The following is a 20,061-nucleotide window of genomic DNA, read 5'->3' as shown; positions in this document are numbered from 1 at the left end:
GAAGTACGCCCAGCGTTACGGGAACGCGGCGCGCCTTACAAGCCGGATCACCGGCAGAACGGGGAGCACGACCATGAGCATCGACGTACAGACACCTGAGGCCGCCGACACCAGCACCAGTGAAGGCGCCTACCAGCTTGACACCATGGACCGCGATACCAACATCGGTCGGCTCGTGCACCGGGTCCGACACGCGTTGGTGACGCATATCGACAGTGCCCTGGCATCGCTGGACTTGACAGCCGCGCAATGGACGGTCGTCATCTACCTGGCCGAAGACCTGGCCACCACGCCGGCCGAACTCTCGCGCCTGCTGCACTACGATCCGGGCGCGATGACGCGGCTGATCGATCGGCTGGAGAAGAAGAACATCGTCAAGCGCGCGCCCAGCGATGCGGACCGCCGCTCGGTGGTGGTGTCGCTCACCGAGCAGGGCCGCGCGCTGTATCCGGAGATCCGGCCGCTGATCATCGACGTGCTGAACCACCTGCTGCGCGGGTTTTCGCAGACCGAGGTCAAGCAGTTGGAAAACCTGCTGTTGCGCGTGCTGCACAACGCCTGATCGGATCAGGCGTTTTCGGGTGGGCAGTCTCAGCCGTCAGCGTTGGCGGTGCGCCGGGGCTCGGGCGGGTGCCGCTTAGCGCTCACTGCCCCTCAAGCTCGTGCTTGATCTTGAACAGCTCGGTATCGGTGCGGATACCCAGCTTGCGATAGGCCGATTGCTTTTGCGAGCTGATCGTCTTGATGCTGCGCGCAAATTTCTCGGCAATGTCCGTGACCGACATGCCGTCCAGGCAGCAGCGCAGTACCTCGCGCTCGCGCGGGCTGAGTTCGGAGCGGTCGATCAGGGCGGACAGCTTGGTGCCATTGGTGACGGGCGCGGGCGCATCGGCGGAAAGCGCACCGCGCTCCATCTCGGCAGCCAGCGCGGCATTCAGGCGCTTGCCGCCCGCGGCCACCGTGCGGATGGCGCGTACCAATTCCGACAGATCCTCTTCCTTGCCGACAAAACCGCGTGCGCCGGCATGCATGACCATGCCCACCGTCGCCATGTTGTGATGCGCCGACGCCACCAGGATCTTCAAGTCCGGATAGCGCACGCGGATCAGGCGGATCAGGTTCAGCCCGTCAATCTCGGTGGGTCCGAGCGAGTAGTCCATCAGCAGGACATCCACCTCAAGGCTTTTGTCTTTGAGTGCCTGCACGATTTCGCGACCCGAGGCGAACATGCCGGAAACCTCGATGTCGGTCTCCTGTTTCAGGCGCGCAGCCAGACCATGGCGGACAACCGCATGGTCATCGAGCACGATCACGCGGATCGGCCGGGTCGCGGTCCAATTCATGTTGGCAGGTTCCTATTCGACGGGGATTACTTGCGGCACAAGAGCAGCGCCCCAAGATGCCGCAGAGGCCGACATATTAATAGCATTCCCGCGCAGCGACGCCGCTCACTTGGCCTCGACGATGGTGTCGTCTCGGGCGTAGACGCGGCAATTGACCCATCGCTCGGTACAGAAAGCCATCGCCCGAAACTCCGCGTTCTGGCCTGCGGCCCAGGAGTAATGATCGCCGTCGGAGGCAACAAAAATCTTCGGCCACGTTTTCTTCAAATACATATCGAAGCCGGCCTGTTGGTTTCGCCCGAGTTCGCCGGAGCGGCGTGGTGGCGCCGCCTGCGCGCTCGATGCGTAAGCGGCCGGTGCAGCCGTCGCCTGAGCCAGCGATTTCTGCCCGCGCGCAGGGACATCGGCAATCCAGTCCGCAGGAATCGCGAAGTTCAGGTTCTGCCCCATGGTGAGCACGACTTGATGGTCTGTTATGCCAATCAATCGGCCGTCTGCATCGAACAGGCCGCCCCCGCTGGACCCTTGTGAGATTGGGGCAGACGTCTGGATGCTCTTGAGACGTCCTTCGTCATCGGTACGCAATGACGAGATCAAACCCTCACTGATCGTCAGCTCCAGCCCCAGCGGATTGCCGACTGCGTACACCTTCTGCCCCGTCACGAGCGCGCTACCCGGAGCAAGCGTCACTGCAGGCGCGTGGAAATCCGCGACCCGCAGTTGACAGAGGTCGCGCTCCACGTCGGGATACTGCAAGCGAGCACCGTAGCTTGCGTTGCCGCGTTTGAGCCAGACTTGCTTGCCGCCGCGCAGCACATGGCAGTTCGTGATCGCCACACCATCGGCGATAACGACTGCGCTGCCAATGGACAGCGGCCGCCCGTCCGAACCCGCAACGCGGACCTCCCAGACGCTAGGCGAAACCTTGGCAAAGACCGCTGCGGGCTCAAGCGCGGCCGCGCGCTCTGCAACGCCGGCGCAGACCACGGCAGCAGCCAGCAGTGAAACCAGTCGAACGATATGCATGTTAGTCAAGCGGGCCGCCTCATTGGGGCACCAGCAAATCTTTGAGGTCGCTCAGCGTGGTCGATCCATCTTCCGAACGGGTGCGATCATGCATGTGCGCGATATCGGCGTCGGTCAAGGGCTGGCAAGCAGACTGCGTTGCCCATTGCCGATAGCGCGCAGCCACCGGGCGCCATGACAGCCCGTTACTGGATTCGATGAGTGCCGCCCGACAGCCCCGCTCGCTTTCGGAGTAAGTCGAACGCAACTGGTAACGGTGCCCCGTCAGCGGAACGAAACTCACCGCAACCGAGCAGAAATAGGTCAGGTTCCCCGCCGGACGCACGAAGTTCACGGCCATGGTCGTCGGCACGTCGGTCAGCACACGCACGGAGCGCGCTGGCTGGTTCGTGGCAATTGCCACGCGTTGCCCCGTGCATGTGCGGGCGTCGTCGAAGACCAGCAATGCGGCGGCCGCGCCGCTGGCGGGCCGTATAAACTCAACCGGCACGGTCCGGGCACCCGCGGGCGGTTCTACATACGGCTGTGCGCAGCCCGCAAGCCACAAAGCGCCTCCTAACAAAGAGGCGGTCATTCTGAGCGTCATGCGCTCCCCCCAAAGGCAACCTTTTCTGAGATCGGCATTTCCTTCTTCGAGCGCAGTGGCACGCACGCTCGATGCCGCTGAAGTGTAACCAAAGGTGAAGGAGAGGGACTGACCTGAGTACCAGCGTTGTGCGCGCGCGTCGGCCGCTGGTCAGCCGCGCTCAGGCCAGCGCCGCATCGATGCGCGCCTGCGTGCTGCGGCGCGCGCGCTCGAACACCGCCATATCGCCCATCAGAAACGCCACGTTTGCGTTGGAGCGAAACGATTCGATCTCGAAGACGAGCTGATCGACGTCGACATCGGCGCGCAATTCTCCGGCGGCCTGTGCGGCGGTGATCGTCTCGCGAAACCGCGCACGCACCGACTCGCGGTGTCCGCGCACACGATCCTGGATCGCGCCCGGGCGGGCCCGGTATTCGTAGCTGGCCGCGCAGACAAAGCAGCCGCCTGGCGATGCGCCGCTGGCCACGTAGTCGAACCAGCCGTCGGTCAGCGCCCGCAGGCGGGCAAGCGGGCTCTCCAGCGCCAGCGCGGGCTCGACCACCGTCGCGCGGTAATGCACGACCCCAGCGTCGAGGGTGGCGAGCTGCAGCGTTTCCTTGTCGCCGAAGAGCACCTGGATGTTGCCTTTGCCCACGCCGGCGTCGGTCGCCACCCGGCCGATGGTGAGGCCCTCCAACCCGTCGGTGGACGCGATGGCGGTGGCGTGCTCGAGCACCTGGGCGCGCGCACGTTCGCCACGCTGGCGGCGGCCGTCGGTTTCGTTCATGGCAATGCCCTATCGATGAGTGGGGTCAACACAATCGGCCCTTGACGTGGGCCAATCGCTCTCTAGTATACGTACGACCGTATATTAATGAACCGAGATCCCCCACGTCAACGGAATCCCTTTCTGCTAGTAGCGTCGCCTCGCCAGCCAAACGACATTGGCCGGCGCTGGCGGCGCTGCTGACCGGCAACTTCGTCACCATTCTCGACCTGTTCATCGTCAATGTGGCGATTCCGGATATCCGGGCGGGCCTGCACGCCAGTTTTGCCGAAATCCAGCTCGTAATGGTCGGCTACAGCGCAGCGTATGCGGTGTTCCTGCTCAACGGCGCCCGCCTGGGCGACCTGTATGGGCGCAGGCGCATGTTTCTGGCAGGCATGGCGCTGTTCACGCTCGCATCTGCGCTGTGCGGGCTGGCCACCACGCCGTGGATGCTGATCGCCATGCGTGTCGGCCAGGGCCTGGGCGCGGCCATCCTCATGCCCCAGGTGATGGCCTCGCTGCGCGTGCTGTTTGACGGCGATGCCCGGCGGCGCGCGTTCGGCACCATGGGCGCCGTACAGGGCGTGGCGGCGTCAGTCTCGCAAATCATCGGCGGCTGGCTGATCGCGCATCCGCTGGCGGCCGACGTATCCGGCTGGCGTGCGGTGTTCCTGGTGAATGTGCCGATCGGCATTGTGGCGCTCCTGGCGGCCCGCGCCTTCGTGGCGGAATCGCGTGCGCCGGTGGCGGCGCGGCTGGACGTGCACGGCGCCGTGGCGGGTGCGGTGGCGCTGGCGATGCTGCTGGTGCCGATCATGCAGGGCCGCGAATCCGGCTGGCCGTGGTGGTCGTGGGTGCTGCCGCTGGCCTCGCTGCTGGTGTTCCGCCACTTTGTGCGGGTGGAGCAAGCGCTGTCGGCGGCGGGCCGCGTCCCGATCATCGAGATGGCGCTGTTCCGCAACCGCAGCTTTGTGCTGGGCGTGCTGGCGATCTTCCTGTTCTACACGGCCATCAGTTCGTACTTCCTGGCGCTGACGATCCTGCTGCAGTTCGGGCGCGGCCTGTCGGCGCTGGCGGCGGGGCTGGTGTTTACGCCCGCGGCCATCGCGTTCTTTACCGGCTCGCTGAAAGCGCCCCGTCTGGCTGAGCGCATCGGGCAGCGTGCCCTGCTGCTGGGGGTGGCCACCTTCGCCGTGGGCATGGTCGTGCTGGCCACCATGGCGCAGTTGGGCGCGGGTACCGCCTGGCTGATCCTGCCGCTGATGCTCAACGGCTTCGGGCAAGGCATGGTGATTCCGCTGTCGCTCAACACCATCCTGAGCGGCGTCGAAACGGCCCAGGCCGGCATGGGCGCCGGTACGGTGACGACCATGCAGGCCGTTGGCAACGCGGTGGGCGTCACGGTGGTGGGCGTGCTGCTGTTCTCGCTGCTCGGCCAGGTGGATGGGGCCGATGGCGCGGTCGCGGTGGACGCGGCAACACACGCTGCGCACTACGGCCACGCGTTCGCGCTGGCCACGCTCTACAACGTGGGGGCGACCGTGCTGTCCTTCGTGCTGTTCTGGCGCGCGTGGCGCCGTCACGCCTGAGCGGGCTTACTTGCGCACCCAGCCGCGCCGCACGCAGGGCGCCAGCACCACGCCATGCAAGGCCAGCCCCAGCCGGTGCAGCGGCTCCGACAGCGTATGCGCCACACGCCCGCTGCAAAGCCATGCGCATAGGGCCGACACAGCCGCCGCGCCCAGCATGTCGAACGGATAGTGCACGCCCAGGTAGATGCGCGCCCACGCCATGGGCAAGCCCAAAAGCGCCAGCAACACGCCCACGCGGCGCAGGCGTGCGTTCCACATCAGGCTGAATGCCACCGTCCACAGTGCGGTCAGGTGGTCGCTGGGGAACGACGAATCCGGCGCGTGCGGCAGCAGATTCGTGCCCAGTTCAATCGCAAACGGCCTGGGGTGATACCACGCAAGGCCGAAGCCGACGTTGATCGACAACGCCAGCGCTGCAGCCACGCCGGTCTGCAGTGCCTGCCTGCGCGTGGTGGGCTCACCCCACAGCCAGCCGGCGACGAGCGTGAGCGGCACCAGCCAGATCGCGTATTCGGCAAAGGCCATCGCCAGCCAGACGGTGGCAGCCGGTGCGTCGGCCGGCGCGTTGATCCAAAGAAACAGCGTGTGATTGAGTGATTCCATACAGCGTTGGCCAAGGGCCCGAGGGTTTCAACAACCGTGAGATGCCGGACCCACACTACTAAAGATTCCCTTCAATTCCCTTGGAACCGGCCTGTGGGCAAGCCTAGGCCACCCGACTTAGGCCAGCCGTAGCGATCTCCTCCTTGCCCGGGTCATCGCCTAGGCTTTTCCCACCGCCTGACGCTCCCTAGGATGTAGGCACACCGACACGCGGGCAGGTCGGACACGCACAGTCTCGAACCCCGGGGATGAATGGAAAGTTTTCTGATTCAGCGAGCCACACGCGGGCAGGCGACGTTTGCCGGCGCGATTGCGCTGCTGATCCTGTTGCCGCTGGGCGTCGCTGCACCACGCGCCGGCTTGCAACGGCCTGGATCAACCCGTTCATGCCGATGTGCGCGCTGACCACGTTCACCACGGCCAGCATCGCCGCGTTTCTGCTGGGCGCGCTCACGTAACGCACATCAAACATCAAGCACCCGTGAGCGTTTGCCCTGCCCGTCTTTGCTGTCTTCTTTATTTCTTCTGTATATAAAAATAGTAGTAGTAGATAACGGTGGACCGTTTCTGTGGATAGCTGCAGAAAGCGCTTTTGCGTCAACGGCTTGCGAATTGCACAACCCGTCGGACAGTATGTGCCGTTGCGTGGATGACTCGTGCAGGGCACGCCCCACCCTCCCGGCAACCATCAAAGTTATACCCGTGCTGCGGACAACCTGACCCCGGGCAGCCAACACAGTTGTCCCTGAAGTTCTTCACGCGCTTATCCACATATCCACAGCGGCAATCGCGACCATGTCCATGCGCGCAAGCGCGCTTCCAGGTCGGTGCCTTTGATTGCCATCCTCCAGCAGCATATTCTTGGGTAGATGCTCGGAAAACGGCTTCCAACTGGCGTGCCTTAGACGCCCGAACCCGCTGCGACGGGGCTTGATATGGATACCAACGCAGACAGATTGCGAAAACCGGCAAGCGATGCGGCCATCGCCCACGTGCCCGTGGAGGAGCGTTATCGCACCTTGGTCGACGCGATACAGGACTATGCAATCTTCCTCCTGGATCCCACAGGTCACATCGCAAGTTGGAATGCCGGTGCCCAACGCATCAAGGGCTATCACGCCGACGAAATCATCGGCCAGCACTTTTCGGTCTTCTATCCTGCCGAGGCAATTGCGCAGAACTATCCGGGCGAAGAACTCAAACGCGCGGCCGCCCTTGGCCGCTGGGAAGACGAAGGATGGCGCATCCGCAAGGACGGCTCGCGCTTCTGGGCCAACGTGGTGATCACTGCCCTGCGGGATGAAGACGGCGACCTGATCGGCTTTGCCAAGGTCACCCGGGACCTGACCGAGCGCGAGCGGCTCAAGCAGCTCGAGTACGCGAGCGAGCTGGCATCCCGGGTCGAAGCCACTCGCGAAGAAGAAAAGAAGCGTATTGCACGCGAGCTTCATGATGACCTCGGGCAGCAATTGACTGCGCTGAAGATGATCATCACCGGCCTGCTTGCAGATGACAGCACCACGCCGGAAGCCCTGGCATACGCGCGCGAAAGAACACTGGCGATGAGCCATGCTATCGACCACGCGCTCGCGTCGGTCCGGCGTCTTGCCGCGGGCCTGCGGCCGACCATGCTCGACGACCTGGGGCTGCTGCCCGCGCTCGACTGGCTCGTCACCGATTTCGGACAACATACCGGCCTGCGGGTCGCACTGAACTGCAATACGCATACGGTGGCGTTCAACGACGCCGCCTCCACCGCGCTGTTCAGGATCGTGCAGGAAGGTCTGACCAATGTTGCCCGGCATGCGACGTCGGCAACGAAAGTCGTGGTCGATCTTCGATGCGATCGGGCAAATTGCGAGCTGGCGATTCACAACGATGGCGCCGTCGTCACGCACTCCACCAAACCCGCAGCCGGGCGGCCGCCGTCATCGGGGATCGCCGGCATCCGCGAGCGCGTGCGCCGCCTGGGAGGGACTTTCGCGGCGGGGCCACTCGCACAGGGCGGCTACCGTATCCAGCTTTCGATTCCGCGGAAAGCGATTGCCCTCGATGTGCCATCCGGTCAGTAGGCGTCTTCCGCGCGACCGAATATAAAGCCCACCACGTTACGCGCTTGGCGCATCAGGTGGGGAATTTTCGAAACGTCAATGAACGATCGTTCTTCAACACGACCGGAGAATAGCGACGGATTCGCATATACGAACCCCATGGGCAGTGCGACGCAGAATGCCCGCGCCGCCCGCACAGCGTGCAATAGTCGTCCATGGCAATGACCTTTATCGAGAGCTGGAAGTCACCGACTTGAGTATCGGTGTGACGCCCGGCTGCCGCCATCAGCGGGCGCTCATTGTGTTGTCCGGGCACGCCCTTGTTTCTGTAGGTCAATACGGCAGGCGCTGTCAGTGCAGCCTGACAGCATTCGGCGCCCCAGGTTGGCGCCGGGTGAATGGCAATGGGTGCATCGGACTGGCTCAGGCGGAGCGAGCCGACCAGATCTTTTTACGGTTCAGCAGCAGCGGAATGACACCGATGGCGATGCCGCCCATGCCCACCATATTGGTGACCCAGTCGAAGGTCGGGATGCTGTAGAGCGCGATGAAGAAGAGGAAGAGCCCACTAGCCACCGGCCAGATGACATGGGTGATGGCGACCCATGGCCCCTGCGTCAGCACCTTGCGGTAGTACCAGCCGCAGGCCAGCCCCGTGAGCCCCAGGTAGAAGCAGATCTGGAAGCCGATGGCGGTAATCGAATCGTGCAGGATGACGTTGATCGTCGGCAGATAGGACGACACGAACAGCAGTGCGAGCCCCGTCAGCCAGATGAAGAAGATGGCGATGTGCGGCGTGCGCCAAACCGGATGCAGGCGCGCATAGCGTGCGTGCAGTGCGCCGTCGCGGCTCTTGGCAAAGAGCGTGCGCGTGAACTGCAGCATCTGGGTTTCGACCGTGCCCACCGTGCTCAGCAAGACCGCGACGATCGCGACGTAGCCCCAGGTCGGCCCAAACAGCTTCTCTGCAATGGCGAAGATGATGTTCGTGTTGTAGTGCTGGATCTCGGCATCGGACAGCGCAAGCTGCGTGATGACGATGAAGACAAGGAAGAACACCATCAAGAACACCATCGACCAGAACGCGGCACGGCCGGGCGTACGGTTCGCGTCGCGCGTCTCTTCGCTGAGGTTCATCGTCACGTCCCAGCCGTAAAAGAAGAAGATCGCCACCAACGCGCCGTTGGCAAACAGCTTGGGTGTGAACGCGAAAGGCCAGAACCAGACCCAGGAGAACGGGTGCTGCGGCGTACGCGGAAACACCATGAAACTCGCGACGATGATCCCGAGCAGGATCACGCCCTCGATGAGGGTCATCACCACCTGCACGTAGCTGGTGAGCTTGATGCCCTTGACGACCACCACACTGACAAACGTGAGCCATGCCGCCGCGATCAACGTCACGTAGTGCACGTTGTTCATCATGGGCCGATCAAAGATGAGCAGCGTGGCATTTGCCGCCGGAATCATGGCGGACACCATGAACACACAGCACAGCACCAGCAGGGCCCACCCAGCAAAGAAGCCGAGCGCGCGCCCGAATACCATGCTCACCCACGAATACGAGGTGCCGGCACTCGCCAGAGCACGGTTCATGTTGATGAACGCGTACGCGATGCCAAACATGATGAGCCCGCACACCAGGATGCTGGCCGGCGACTGCGTGCCGGCCGTCCCGATGATGGTGGAAGTCGTGATCTCGATGCTGTAGGCCGGGGCAGTACCGGCGATGCCCATGATCACCGATTCAACGATACCCAGGGAATCGGCATTGAGCTTGGCGGGTTGGTCCATGGATGCGCGACTCCCAGTCGAGATTGGGGTGCAATAGACCGATTTTTACCCTGTGCCGGATAGGCGGGCAATAGGGGCGTCTCTGGGCTGGAGCGGTGTCGTGGACGTGGGTTCTGGCAAGCCTTTGCTCTGTATGGCCAAGACGCTCGGAAAGAGCCAAGTCTGAAAATATCGACCGGGCAGCACATGCGCGCGCCCCTATCCCCTTTTGAGTGGGTCGATACGGGGCCAGGATGGCCGTCATGGTTGGGCGTGCAGCGGCTTTCTCGCGCTCTACATGGCCTCGTTGGCAGGCGTGACGTCTTCCGGGCCGGAGCTGGTAAGTCGAGCGCTAATCCATCATGAGATGACGCATCAACAGCGTCGGGTCCGCAATCTCAAGAATCAGACGACGCAGCACCCGTTTGCGCATGTGCTCATCGTCGAGCACCCATGGAGCGCTGACCTCGCTGAGATGCCGCGTGATCGCATCGCGGTGGTCGGCACCTTCCGGCAGGCTGAGGCGTGCAGCCAACAGGCCAGCAACGACGTCATCGATCTCAACGTCCAGGTGCTTCGCGTCAATGGTGAGTTGCAGCTTCATGGGCGTGATCGAACCTCAAAAAGCCGGCACCGCAACGGGGACTAGCGGCGCCGGAATGCAGTTGCACCGGCCGGCGAACCGGCCGGTCGATGGCAGCACAACTGCGTGGTTCAGTAGTCCAGCTCAGGGGCCGGCACTTGCGCGGGCTTGTCTTCCTTCGGAGCCTCCGCGATGGTCGCATCCGTGGTCAGGATCAGCCCGGCGACAGACGCGGCGTTCTGCAACGCGGTGCGCGTCACCTTGGTCGGGTCGACGACACCCGCTTCGACGAGGTCGCCGTACTCTCCGGTGGCTGCGTTGTAGCCGTAGTTGCCCTTGCCTTCGGCGACCTTCGCAATGACGACGGACGGCTCTTCACCGGCGTTGGCGACGATGGCGCGCAGCGGTGCCTCCAGCGCGTGCTGCACGATGCGGATACCGGCATCCTGGTCGCTGTTCGCGCCCTTCAGATTCAGCACTGCAGAGCGGGCGCGCAGCAAGGCCACGCCACCGCCCGGAACGATGCCCTCTTCCACAGCCGCGCGGGTGGCGTGCAAGGCATCGTCGACACGGTCCTTCTTCTCCTTCATCTCGACTTCGGTGGCTGCGCCCACCTTGATGACCGCAACGCCGCCGGCAAGCTTCGCCACGCGTTCCTGCAGCTTCTCGCGGTCGTAGTCGCTTGTGGCCTCGTCGATCTGCACGCGGATGGACTTGACGCGGGCATCGATGCTGGCCTGGTCGCCGGCACCGTCGATGATGATGGTGTCGTCCTTGCGGACCTCCACGCGCTTGGCCCGGCCGAGGTCCTCCAACGTAGCCTTCTGAAGCTGCTTGCCTGTTTCTTCAGAGATGACCGTTGCGCCGGTGAGCACGGCGATGTCTTCCAGCATGGCCTTGCGGCGGTCGCCAAATCCGGGCGCCTTGACGGCGGCGACCTTCAGGATGCCGCGCATCGCATTGACGACGAGGGTGGCCAGCGCTTCGCTCTCCACATCCTCCGCCACGATCAGCAGCGGCTTGCCGGCCTTCGATGCCGCTTCCAGGATCGGCAGGAGGTCGCGGATATTCGAGATCTTCTTGTCGTGCAGCAGGATCAGCGCGTCGTCCAGATAGGCCGCCTGCTTTTCCGGGTCGTTGATGAAATACGGGCTGACATAGCCGCGGTCGAACTGCATCCCTTCGACCACGTCCAGCTCGTTGTCGAGCGACTTGCCGTCCTCGACTGTAATGACGCCTTCCTTGCCGACCTTCTCCATGGCCTCGGCGATGATCTTGCCGATGGCCTCGTCCGAGTTGGCCGAAATGGAGCCCACCTGGGCGATTTCGCGGTTGGTCGAAATCGGCTTCGACAGATTGCGAAGCTCATCGAGCACGGCGGCCACGGCCTTGTCGATACCACGCTTGAGATCCATCGGGTTCATGCCAGCCGCCACGTGCTTCATGCCTTCCTGCACGATGGCCTGGGCCAGCACGGTGGCCGTGGTGGTGCCGTCACCGGCAATGTCCGCAGTCTTGGACGCGACCTGCTTGACCATCTGCGCGCCCATGTTTTCGAAGCGGTCCTTCAGCTCGATTTCCTTGGCGACCGACACGCCGTCCTTGGTGATGGTCGGGGCGCCAAAGCTGCGCTCGATGACCACGTTGCGGCCCTTGGGCCCGAGCGTCACCTTCACGGCATCGGCAAGAACATTCACGCCCTTGACGATACGGACGCGCGCGCTGTCATGGAACTTGACGTCTTTTGCACTCATGTTTGTTGCTCCGGATAAGTCGTTGACTCAACACGTCGCGAACAACCGGCCTATTTGCGGTGTCCTGTCCGGCAGTGTCCGCGAGCGGCTCGAGGCTTCAGGCGGCCTTGGCAACCGCCTCGGCGTGGGTTTCGATGACGCCCATGACGTCTTCTTCACGCATGACGAGGAGTTCCTCGCCATCGACCTTGACGGTCTGCCCGGCGTACTTGCCGAACAGCACCTGGTCACCGACCTTCAATTGGAGTTCGCGCTGCGTGCCGTCCTGAAGCAGGCGGCCCGTGCCGACCGCGATGACTTCACCCTGCTCGGGCTTTTCTGCGGCGGAATCAGGAATCACGATGCCCGAGGCCGTCGTCCGTTGCTGTTCGATTCGCTTGACGATAACCCGGTCGTAGAGGGGACGAATCTTCATTTCCATCTCCTGAGCGATAGATCACCAAAAAAGGGAATCCGGCTTGCGCGCCATTCAAGCAGGGCGCCAGGCAGGGCAAGCAAGCCGTGCCGAATACTTGGCGGAATGCAAAATAGAAGCGCACCGCCGCGAGTTCAAGAGGTGAAAAAACGGCGAGTTTGTAACAAAATGTTTCACGGCAACAGGATGTGCCGGACGGCTCCCAGGCGGTAGACGGTTCGGCTGCGGACCGGCCGGTGGCGCGGTAGTTGGCGGGGGATTGGAAGGACAGGACAGGGCGGCTCGCGTCCGCCATCCGGGCCGAGCGTATCGTCCGGCTCCTCAAGCGCCTGCCACACGCCACCCTTGACGGGCCGGAACAGCCAGCGCAGGTAGCCTTCGTTCGCGGCAATCTGCATCAGCTGGGCACGATCGGGAGCGCCATCGATGAGTGCCTCGTCCGCCGAGGCACCTTCGTAATCGCCGAATGCCTGGCGGCATGCCAGCGCTTCACCTGCGGATGCGCCCACCACGTTGCAACCGCGTCGCTCGACGCGCTCAAGATCCCATGCGCCGAGCTGCCAGGCGGCGTCGAGCAGCGCCTCGTCAACGGCTTCGACGCTCTGCCAGGCGTGCGTTAGCTGAATGGCCGAGCCCGGGACGGAGCGCGGTGGAATGTCGACTCCCGGCAACACGAGCGGGCTGGCGCGGCGAAATCCATGCCAATGCAGGATCGCCACGAGCGGCGTATTCGGTCGGCGGGCCGCTGTCACGGTGACCGCGACCAACGGCAACCGCACCGCATCCATCTGTTCGTGCACTGCGTTGAAAAGGTCCATGAAACCTCCGAATGACGTATCGAATGGCCTCTTGAAATTTCCGCTTGGCTCCTTATTTTAGGAGTCGTCAATGCAGTCGCGGCTCTCGCGCTGCGTGTTTCGATTTATTTGTCAGTGGCCCGCCACGGACGGATGAGCTGGAGCGCGTAGTTCGGTTCAGTCTCCGTGCGGGCCCTTCAGGAGCCAGCCATGAGCGATCTGTTTTTTGGCACCGATCTGCTGGGCGAATTTGATCGCCTGCAACGGCAGATGGCCACTCTCTTTGCGGGTGCACCCGCCAGTCTGCGCGCCACGCGCCTGGGCACCTTTCCACCCGTCAACATTGGCAGCACCGATGACTCGGTCGAGATCGTCGCATTCGCCCCGGGGCTCGACCCCGCGCAAATCGACGTCTCGATCGACAAGGGGCTGCTGACGATCAGCGGCGAGCGCAAGCGCCCGGATTTCGAGATGACCGACGATACGCGCGTGTACGCCGATGAGCGTTTCACCGGCGCGTTCCGTCGCGTGATCGAGCTGCCACAGGATGTCGACCCCGACAAGGTCAATGCACGGTACGTCAACGGCTGCCTGACCATCAGCGTCGGCAAGTCGGAGGCATCGAAGCCGCGTCAGATCACCGTGCAAGGCTAAGCCACAGCTTGCGCAAGCATCAAGGAGCCCATCATGAACGACACCACACAATTGGCGACCCAGGCGCAGCCGGGTAAGACCACGGTTGCAAAGCAGCCAGGCGAACAGCCCGCCGCACGGCAGACGCATCTGGCACCGCCTGTCGACATCTTCGAAAACCGCCAGGGCATCACGCTGTTTGCCGACCTGCCGGGCGTGCCGCGCGAGAAGCTCGATGTGCGCGTGCAGGATGGCACCCTCACGGTCGATGCAGAACTGATGGTGCCCACGCCGCAGGGTCTGCGGCTGCAGCATGGCGAAGTCCGACACCCGCATTTCTCGCGCACCTTTGTGCTGAGTCCGGACTTTGACGCTTCGCGCATCGATGCTCAGCTGCGCGACGGGGTTCTCAAGCTGACGATCCCGCGCCGCGATGAAGCGAAGCCGCGACGTATTGAAGTCCAGGCCGGCTGAGCCCATCACCGGCCGTCGTTTTGCCTTGCAGGCGGGCGCGCTCCTTGCGCGCCTGCATTTGGCACCGTGCCCCCTGGTTACGGTTGTTTGTTACTAGGAGACAAAGATGCTGAGTGCACACGAATTTGCCACGCTGATGTTGATCAGCCAGTCACCCGAGCAGGTCGACATGAACCGCGCTGAATTGGACGCGCTGCTGGAGCGGCAATTGGTCATGCTCGAACGCTCCGCCGAAGGGCACCGCCGCCGTGCGCGGCTGACCGATACCGGACGCTCCGTGCTGCGGGCGTTGAATGCGGTCGATCGTCAAAAACGCGTTGCACCGGGATCCGCTCGCCGGGATGCCGACTAGCCTGTGGCTTTGCACGCGCACCTCTCGATCCAGGGCAGAACATCCCGCGCTCAGGCGCGTTCGTTGCGTTGCCGTTCGCTCCACCTACGCCACGCCTTGCCGTCTGCCGGGCGCCGCGACCCCGTGCCACTACCACGTGTACGGGAAGCGAAGCGTAAAGACGTAGTTCGGCGCGTCCGGCGTCAGGCCCATGGCCAGCGTGGCGCTGATCGACAAGTTCTTGGTCAGCACATGGCTGATGCCGAACGTCATCGTGCCTACGTTGGTTTTGCTGCCCACCACCGACTGTTCGGCGCCGCCCTCTGGGGTGATGCGCGTGTTGCCGGAGAATGCCGTGCTGTAAGCCATCGTCAGCGCCGTGCGGTCGTTCAGCGCCAATGCAAGGCCTCCGCCCAAAGTGATGGTATCGCCCAGCTTGACTTTGCCCGGCTGCACCACGCCTTCGGTCGAGGAGATGTCGGCAAACGAGCGCGGCACGTAGTACGTGTAGCTGGCATTGGCAAACAACACCACCGGGTCGTACGTCTTCAGGAAAGACATGCCCAGCGTGCCGCTCCATACACCGTTGCCGGTCGGCAGTTGCTGGTCGATGATCAGGTTGTTGTTATTGCTGTCGGCATGGATCAGCTTGATGCCGAACGGTGAACGCCCGGTCGGTGCACGCACGCGAAAGCTGCCGACAATGTCCGGCAAATCCGCTGACTCCTTGACGAGCTGATAGTAGATGCCGGCACTCACATCGCCCAAGCCCGCGGACGTCTTGTCTGCCTCGCTGACGGTGCTCGATGCCCCACCCGCACCGCCGCTGAAGAACGTGCTGGAGCGATACACGGCCGGCACTGTGAAATCCGCGCTCAGCCGATCGCTGAAGCCATAGCGGCCGGTGACGTCGAAGGTCGTGACATTGGCCTTGGTCTGGACCAGGTTGATCTGCCCGAGAAAGATCGCATCCAGCGCCAGAAAGCCCGACAGCGCGAGGTTGCGGCGGTCGTAGTAGCTGTAGCTGATGCCGGTATCGATTGTGAAACGTCGCTCAAACAGCGGCGCGTGCTCGGATTGGAAGACGAGGTCCTTGCTCTGGATGCGAGGCTTGTCGTTGGGGTCGGGGCGCGCGGCGGTTGTGCTTTCCGACGCGGGCGCCGTGTTGCCGGATTGGGCGACCAGCGCAGACGACGGCGATTGTGTTGCCGTGGTTGCGCCCGCAGCGGATGCCTGTGCGTTGCCGGCACCGACGCCACGCCCGCGCACGCGCACCAGCTCCAGGTCGCCGACGCGCTCTTCCAATGCATCAATGATCTTCTGCTGCCGCTCGATGATGCGCTGCAGGCGCGCCAGGCGCGCGTCAAAGGAGTCTGCGGCAGCCGGTGCCGATTGCGCTTCGGCCGCCGCAGGAAGCAACGACCAACATGCCACTGCCCACGCCACTGCCGTGCGTCGGTGTCCCATGTTCCCCCCCCCGGAAAGCAAGGCGGAGGCTAAAGAGCCTCCATATCAGCGCATCGGCCCTATTGCCGAGCGCCGCCTCTCACTGCCTGCCTGTGTGTTCTTCTATTGCGTCGTTATAGGAAATTCTGCATTGGCACGTCTAGCGGCGTAAACCCGCCACCGCCTGCAATGCCTGCGCCACGCCGATCTGAGCCAGCTGCTGACGCGACATCGTCTGCATCTGCAGTTGGATCGACAACTGATTGGCAATCAACTGCGCATTGCCCGCCATTTGCGCCACCTGCATCACGCTCCCCGCCGCCCCGGCCAGATTGGGCGTCACCGACTGCGAGACGACGCCCATCGGGCTGGTGATGGCAACCTGCACGCCGCCCGCGCCCACCTGGGCCTGGGCGGTAAATCCGTTCTGCGCCGCCGTTGCCAACGCGCTGCCCGAAGGCAGTGTAGGCAATGGAGCGGCCTGCATCGAGATCGATGTGGTGTTACTCGCCAGATTGTTATTGCCAGCCACCTGTGTCACCTGGCCGACACCGTTGACCTGTACACCGGCCCCGCCGGAGGCTGTCGCCCCGGGTGCGGCGCCCGCCAGAGCCCCTATGCCCATCTGCACCGACGCCAGTGTGCTCACTGCGACGCTGGCGGTACTGGTGCGCAGGTTGGTGGCGAGCATCCGCGCTTCGGCCGCTGCCTGCCCAGCTTCGTTGCGCCATTGCGAGGCCATTTCAATCATGAATCCGCTGACGATGCTGGCGCCGAGGTATTTGCCGCGCTGCTGGGCCAGCTCACCGTCATCGGCCAGCTCGACTGCGGTGCCGGAATGAAACAGCACGGCACTGTCGTGCGCTTCGGCCGGCGCGGAAGGATCAGGGAGCGGCCCGGCGCTGGCTCCGGCACACCAGCCGGCATACGCGAGCGGCAGCATCCATGCGAGTGTCTTGGTTTTCATCAGAACAGGTCCCACCGGGCAGGTCCAAATTCCATCTGGATCGGCAGCATCCCTCCCGAGAACGCGGCGTTCTCACGCGCACGCAAGCTGGGAGCATTCGTCTGCAGCAATCCGGAATCGGCCTGGACCGACACGTCGCCGACGATTGCAAATACGAGGCCATTCCACGCAGGCGCAAATTCCCACTCCTGCATGATGCGATTGCCCAGTGCAGGGTCGGCGATAAACACCCGCCCCTGGGCCGCGCGCTTGACGACCACGAAATGTTGGTACCCGTTCAAGCTCAACAAGACGATCACCGGGATCGCCAGATCGCGCAATGCCGCCATGTCCACACGGTAGCCACGGCCCCGAAAGCCGAGTGTCTGCACATAGTTGCGCATATCGAGCATGGAGAACCCTTGCTCGGCGACCTGCTTCGGGTCGCTCACTTTCATCATGTCGGCAATGACGCGGCGCTCATCGATGTCCAAGCCATAGCCGTAGCGCAGCAACGTGCCAACCGCAGCCGCCCCGCAACTGAAATCCTGCTGCTGTCGCATCACACTGCGATAGCGCAGCTCCGCCATGCTCTTGACCGGCTTGTTCAGTGGCATTTCGCTGTCGGCGCGCAACGCAATCGCGCCCTCCTGGGCACTGGCCTGCGTTGCCCACAAGCTGCCTGCGCAGAAGAGACACAACATCACCCTGCCCACCGATTGCCGGTTCAGTCGCATGAATCCCCCCCTTGGGGAACGGACACCCGACCGCCGGAGCAGCGGCCGGGTGTTTGGACGCCAGCCTTAGTTGGCGGCCTTGGCCGTGGCGATTGCCAGGCCGTTGTGCTGCAGGTTGCCCGCGCCAGCCGCGATGTTCACGCCGATGTTGCCCATCGCGTTCATCAGTGCAGTGCCGTTCAGCGATGCAACATTGGTCGGATCGCAACCATTCAGGCGCAGCGAGTTGTTGTCCGCCGACTGCTTGTTGTAGTCGGTGGCCTTGGCGATACGGCCCGACGTGTTGGTCGATGCAGCCATGCCGTTCTCTTGCAGCTCACCTGCGCCCGCAGCGATGTTCACGCCGATGGTGCCCTTGGCGCCGTTCAGAGCGCTACCGCCCAGCGATGCCTTGTTGGCCGCATTGCCGATGGACAGGGACTCACCCGGGTCCGCCTGGTTGTTGAACACCTGGGCCGAAGCGAACACCTTGCCGGCATCCACGGCCGCCAGCGCAACGTCGTTGGACTGCACATTGCCAGCGCCGGACGTGACGTTCACCCCGACCGCGCCCTGCGCGCCCTTGAGCGCCTGTCCATCAACCGTCGCCGTATTGCTGCCGCGCCGCAGGTCGACCGAGTTGTTGTTGCTGGATTGCGTGGAATCGACAACCGCCGACGATTCCGAGCTGAACGGCACAAAACCCAGCGCGAGGCCGTAGCCCTGCACGTGGATGTCATTGCTGATTTCGGTCACGTTGCTGATAACCGCCCCGGAGGAGCGCGGACCGTCGTCTCGTCCCTGAGCGTGGGCTGCACCTGCAGCCAGCAGGGCGAGTACAGCAATGGCAGTCAGTTTGGCTTTCATGGTGATCTCCCTTCCTTCTGTTGCTGTTAAAAAAGAGTGCCCGCCGGGGGACGGAGCACAAAGACGTTGGATACGACATTCCCCGTTCCTGCCGTCTGGTTGACCTGCACAACGCCGGAGGTATTGCGCAACGCCGTCGATGCAATCGACGCGTCTTGCCTGCCCTCCGCCGCGGGCGCGGCATCCTGACGACGAGACTGTGCAGCCACGCCCGACAGGGCACTGTCGGCAAGTGGCTCGATGTGATGGGATTGCTGTTGCACAACCGACGCAGTGGGGGCGATCACCGCGACGTTGAGCTGTGCGTTGCCGGCACCGCTGGCCTGATTGATCGACACCAGACCCGCCGCACCATTGAAAGACGCGCCCGCCAGCCGGCTCGATGCCGATACGCCTGACCGTACCCGCCCGACAAACTGCGATGACACGACGCGCGCCTCATCGGTCGACACGGCGGCCACGTTGGCCTGCACGTTGCCCGCCCCCGAGGCCTGATTGACGGCCACGCGCCCGGCCGTGTTTGCCGCAGCATCGCCCTCCACCACGGCGGACACCGGCGCACTTTGGGCCCACGCCGCGCCAGCCGGCACGGCGCCCAGCACCGCCACTACGAAGTGCCACGTTAGAGACTTCACGGCTGCCCGCCACGCGAGAGCGGCGCCAGTGCGCCGCTGATCTGCGACGCAATGCCCGCCGTGGCCTGCACCACTTGCCCGCCTACGCCGCCAACGGCAGCGCCGCTCACGGCGTTACCGACGGAAAGCCCGCCAGCGGCGGGTTGCAATCCGGTTCCCGTGGATGACGTCAGGGCGCGCTGCAGGCCTGACGTTGCGTTGCCGGAAGCGGCGCGCGATGCGCCGAGTTCGCCGTCAGACAGCACCGACATGACCGACCCGACGGATTGATTGAACGCCTGCGTAGGAAACGGGCTCACCGCCGTGCGGATGGGCAGTGCATCGGTCTGAACGCCCCGATAGGCGACGCGCGGGGTGACATCGCGCTGCACGATGATGTCGCCCTCGTCGGCATGTGCCGGCGCCAAAGCAAACGCCATCGCCAGACACGCAGCCAGTGCGGTCGGCTCTATCGCGCAAAAGGTCGCCCAACGCCAAGCATGGCGCTGCGAGGTGATTGTCGGCATGGCTCGCTCCTCCCCGGGGGCCCTAGAGCGACATCCATGCCATGACGACTAACCGCCTGATTTGTCTAGAAAATCACCCGTCAGGAGAGACCACGCACCCCTGCAGCACGCATTTTTGTGTCATGGCTGAAACAGGCAAGTCACTGAATTGAGCGAAGCAAGCCTGCCAGGACAAGGAATCGTCAGGGCGGGCATGCCAATTGGAATGTTTCAGCCGTGAAGCAGTCACTGCG

22 protein-coding genes and 1 pseudogene are annotated in these 20,061 nt (G+C 63.7%); 7 read left to right on the top strand and 16 right to left on the bottom strand.

The annotated features are described in order from the left end of the window. Positions 1-73: 73 nt before the first annotated feature. A complete protein-coding gene (locus tag AAHM38_RS18460) occupies positions 74-562 on the top strand; it encodes a MarR family winged helix-turn-helix transcriptional regulator (protein WP_004628789.1) in 489 nt (162 codons plus the stop codon). A gap of 82 nt (positions 563-644) precedes the next feature. Here AAHM38_RS18460 and AAHM38_RS18455 read toward each other — a convergent pair whose 3' ends face one another. From AAHM38_RS18455 to AAHM38_RS18440, 4 genes are all read right to left on the bottom strand, one after another. Continuing rightward, on the bottom strand, positions 645-1,343 hold the full coding sequence (locus tag AAHM38_RS18455) for a response regulator transcription factor (RefSeq protein WP_009239657.1): 699 nt from the start codon (positions 1,341-1,343) through the stop codon (positions 645-647). Between the two features lie 105 nt (positions 1,344-1,448). After that, on the bottom strand, positions 1,449-2,369 hold the full coding sequence (locus AAHM38_RS18450; RefSeq protein WP_015855842.1) for a S1C family serine protease: 921 nt from the start codon (positions 2,367-2,369) through the stop codon (positions 1,449-1,451). A gap of 19 nt (positions 2,370-2,388) precedes the next feature. Next, complete coding sequence (locus tag AAHM38_RS18445) at positions 2,389-2,955, bottom strand: hypothetical protein (protein ID WP_015855843.1); 567 nt, start codon at positions 2,953-2,955, stop codon at positions 2,389-2,391. 160 nt (positions 2,956-3,115) lie between these two features. Continuing rightward, positions 3,116-3,724 (bottom strand): TetR/AcrR family transcriptional regulator, encoded by a 609-nt coding sequence (locus tag AAHM38_RS18440; RefSeq protein WP_009239654.1) that lies wholly within the window; start codon positions 3,722-3,724, stop codon positions 3,116-3,118. Between the two features lie 167 nt (positions 3,725-3,891). Here AAHM38_RS18440 and AAHM38_RS18435 point away from each other — a divergent pair, with 167 nt between their 5' ends. Next, positions 3,892-5,295: an MFS transporter gene (locus tag AAHM38_RS18435; protein WP_049779124.1), complete on the top strand. Its 1,404-nt coding sequence runs from the start codon at positions 3,892-3,894 to the stop codon at positions 5,293-5,295. Between the two features lie 6 nt (positions 5,296-5,301). On the opposite strand, the gene AAHM38_RS18430 is transcribed toward AAHM38_RS18435, so the two are convergent. Then, the gene (locus AAHM38_RS18430; RefSeq protein WP_015855845.1) at positions 5,302-5,901 is read right to left on the bottom strand and encodes an undecaprenyl-diphosphatase; all 600 of its coding nucleotides are present in this window, start codon (positions 5,899-5,901) and stop codon (positions 5,302-5,304) included. A 252-nt stretch (positions 5,902-6,153) separates the two neighbouring features. Between AAHM38_RS18430 and AAHM38_RS18425 the strand changes: the two are divergent. Both AAHM38_RS18425 and AAHM38_RS18420 read left to right on the top strand, forming a co-directional pair. Continuing rightward, positions 6,154-6,350, top strand: a pseudogene (locus tag AAHM38_RS18425) (diguanylate cyclase); the annotation flags it as partial. 486 nt (positions 6,351-6,836) lie between these two features. Then, a complete protein-coding gene (locus AAHM38_RS18420) occupies positions 6,837-7,973 on the top strand; it encodes a PAS domain-containing sensor histidine kinase (RefSeq protein WP_015855846.1) in 1,137 nt (378 codons plus the stop codon). Between the two features lie 402 nt (positions 7,974-8,375). Here the strand turns inward: AAHM38_RS18420 and AAHM38_RS18415 are convergent, their stop codons facing one another. From AAHM38_RS18415 to AAHM38_RS18395, 5 genes are all read right to left on the bottom strand, one after another. Beyond that, a complete protein-coding gene (locus AAHM38_RS18415) occupies positions 8,376-9,746 on the bottom strand; it encodes an APC family permease (RefSeq protein ID WP_015855848.1) in 1,371 nt (456 codons plus the stop codon). Between the two features lie 331 nt (positions 9,747-10,077). Next, a complete protein-coding gene (locus tag AAHM38_RS18410) occupies positions 10,078-10,329 on the bottom strand; it encodes a hypothetical protein (RefSeq protein WP_015855849.1) in 252 nt (83 codons plus the stop codon). 110 nt (positions 10,330-10,439) lie between these two features. After that, positions 10,440-12,062: a chaperonin GroEL gene (gene groL / locus AAHM38_RS18405; RefSeq protein ID WP_015855850.1), complete on the bottom strand. Its 1,623-nt coding sequence runs from the start codon at positions 12,060-12,062 to the stop codon at positions 10,440-10,442. A gap of 97 nt (positions 12,063-12,159) precedes the next feature. Continuing rightward, the gene (locus tag AAHM38_RS18400) at positions 12,160-12,477 is read right to left on the bottom strand and encodes a co-chaperone GroES (protein WP_004628765.1); all 318 of its coding nucleotides are present in this window, start codon (positions 12,475-12,477) and stop codon (positions 12,160-12,162) included. Positions 12,478-12,650: 173 nt separating this feature from the next. Further along, a complete protein-coding gene (locus AAHM38_RS18395) occupies positions 12,651-13,295 on the bottom strand; it encodes a hypothetical protein (protein WP_015855851.1) in 645 nt (214 codons plus the stop codon). 189 nt (positions 13,296-13,484) lie between these two features. Between AAHM38_RS18395 and AAHM38_RS18390 the strand changes: the two genes are divergently transcribed. From AAHM38_RS18390 to AAHM38_RS18380, 3 genes are all read left to right on the top strand, one after another. Next, positions 13,485-13,928, top strand: a complete 444-nt coding sequence (locus AAHM38_RS18390) for an Hsp20/alpha crystallin family protein (protein WP_009239646.1) — start codon at positions 13,485-13,487, stop codon at positions 13,926-13,928. A gap of 33 nt (positions 13,929-13,961) precedes the next feature. Beyond that, a complete protein-coding gene (locus AAHM38_RS18385; protein WP_015855852.1) occupies positions 13,962-14,381 on the top strand; it encodes an Hsp20/alpha crystallin family protein in 420 nt (139 codons plus the stop codon). Between the two features lie 106 nt (positions 14,382-14,487). Further along, entirely contained in the window at positions 14,488-14,733 is a 246-nt protein-coding gene (locus tag AAHM38_RS18380; RefSeq protein ID WP_015855853.1) for a hypothetical protein, read from the top strand. Between the two features lie 129 nt (positions 14,734-14,862). Here the strand turns inward: AAHM38_RS18380 and AAHM38_RS18375 are convergent, their stop codons facing one another. The 6 genes from AAHM38_RS18375 to AAHM38_RS18350 all read right to left on the bottom strand — a co-directional run bounded on the left by AAHM38_RS18375 (position 14,863) and on the right by AAHM38_RS18350 (position 19,828). Next, positions 14,863-16,179: a hypothetical protein gene (locus tag AAHM38_RS18375; protein ID WP_015855854.1), complete on the bottom strand. Its 1,317-nt coding sequence runs from the start codon at positions 16,177-16,179 to the stop codon at positions 14,863-14,865. Positions 16,180-16,318: 139 nt separating this feature from the next. Continuing rightward, entirely contained in the window at positions 16,319-17,125 is an 807-nt protein-coding gene (locus tag AAHM38_RS18370) for a hypothetical protein (RefSeq protein ID WP_015855855.1), read from the bottom strand. Then, positions 17,125-17,841 carry a C39 family peptidase gene (locus AAHM38_RS18365; protein ID WP_015855856.1) on the bottom strand — a complete coding sequence of 239 codons (717 nt, stop codon included), beginning with the start codon at positions 17,839-17,841 and terminating at the stop codon, positions 17,125-17,127. The genes AAHM38_RS18370 and AAHM38_RS18365 overlap by 1 nt, the downstream gene beginning before the upstream one ends. Before the next feature lie 66 nt (positions 17,842-17,907). Beyond that, the gene (locus tag AAHM38_RS18360; protein ID WP_015855857.1) at positions 17,908-18,687 is read right to left on the bottom strand and encodes a hypothetical protein; all 780 of its coding nucleotides are present in this window, start codon (positions 18,685-18,687) and stop codon (positions 17,908-17,910) included. Positions 18,688-18,713: 26 nt separating this feature from the next. Then, positions 18,714-19,322: a hypothetical protein gene (locus AAHM38_RS18355; protein ID WP_015855858.1), complete on the bottom strand. Its 609-nt coding sequence runs from the start codon at positions 19,320-19,322 to the stop codon at positions 18,714-18,716. Then, positions 19,319-19,828: a hypothetical protein gene (locus AAHM38_RS18350; protein ID WP_015855859.1), complete on the bottom strand. Its 510-nt coding sequence runs from the start codon at positions 19,826-19,828 to the stop codon at positions 19,319-19,321. The genes AAHM38_RS18355 and AAHM38_RS18350 overlap by 4 nt, the downstream gene beginning before the upstream one ends. Positions 19,829-20,061 lie beyond the last annotated feature (233 nt).

It is taken from the genome of Ralstonia sp. OTU4908 (assembly GCF_038440115.1).
Taxonomy (GTDB): Bacteria; Pseudomonadota; Gammaproteobacteria; order Burkholderiales; family Burkholderiaceae; genus Ralstonia; species Ralstonia pickettii.
Note: the sequence above shows the minus strand (reverse complement) of the source record. Positions and strands in the feature narration are given on the sequence as shown.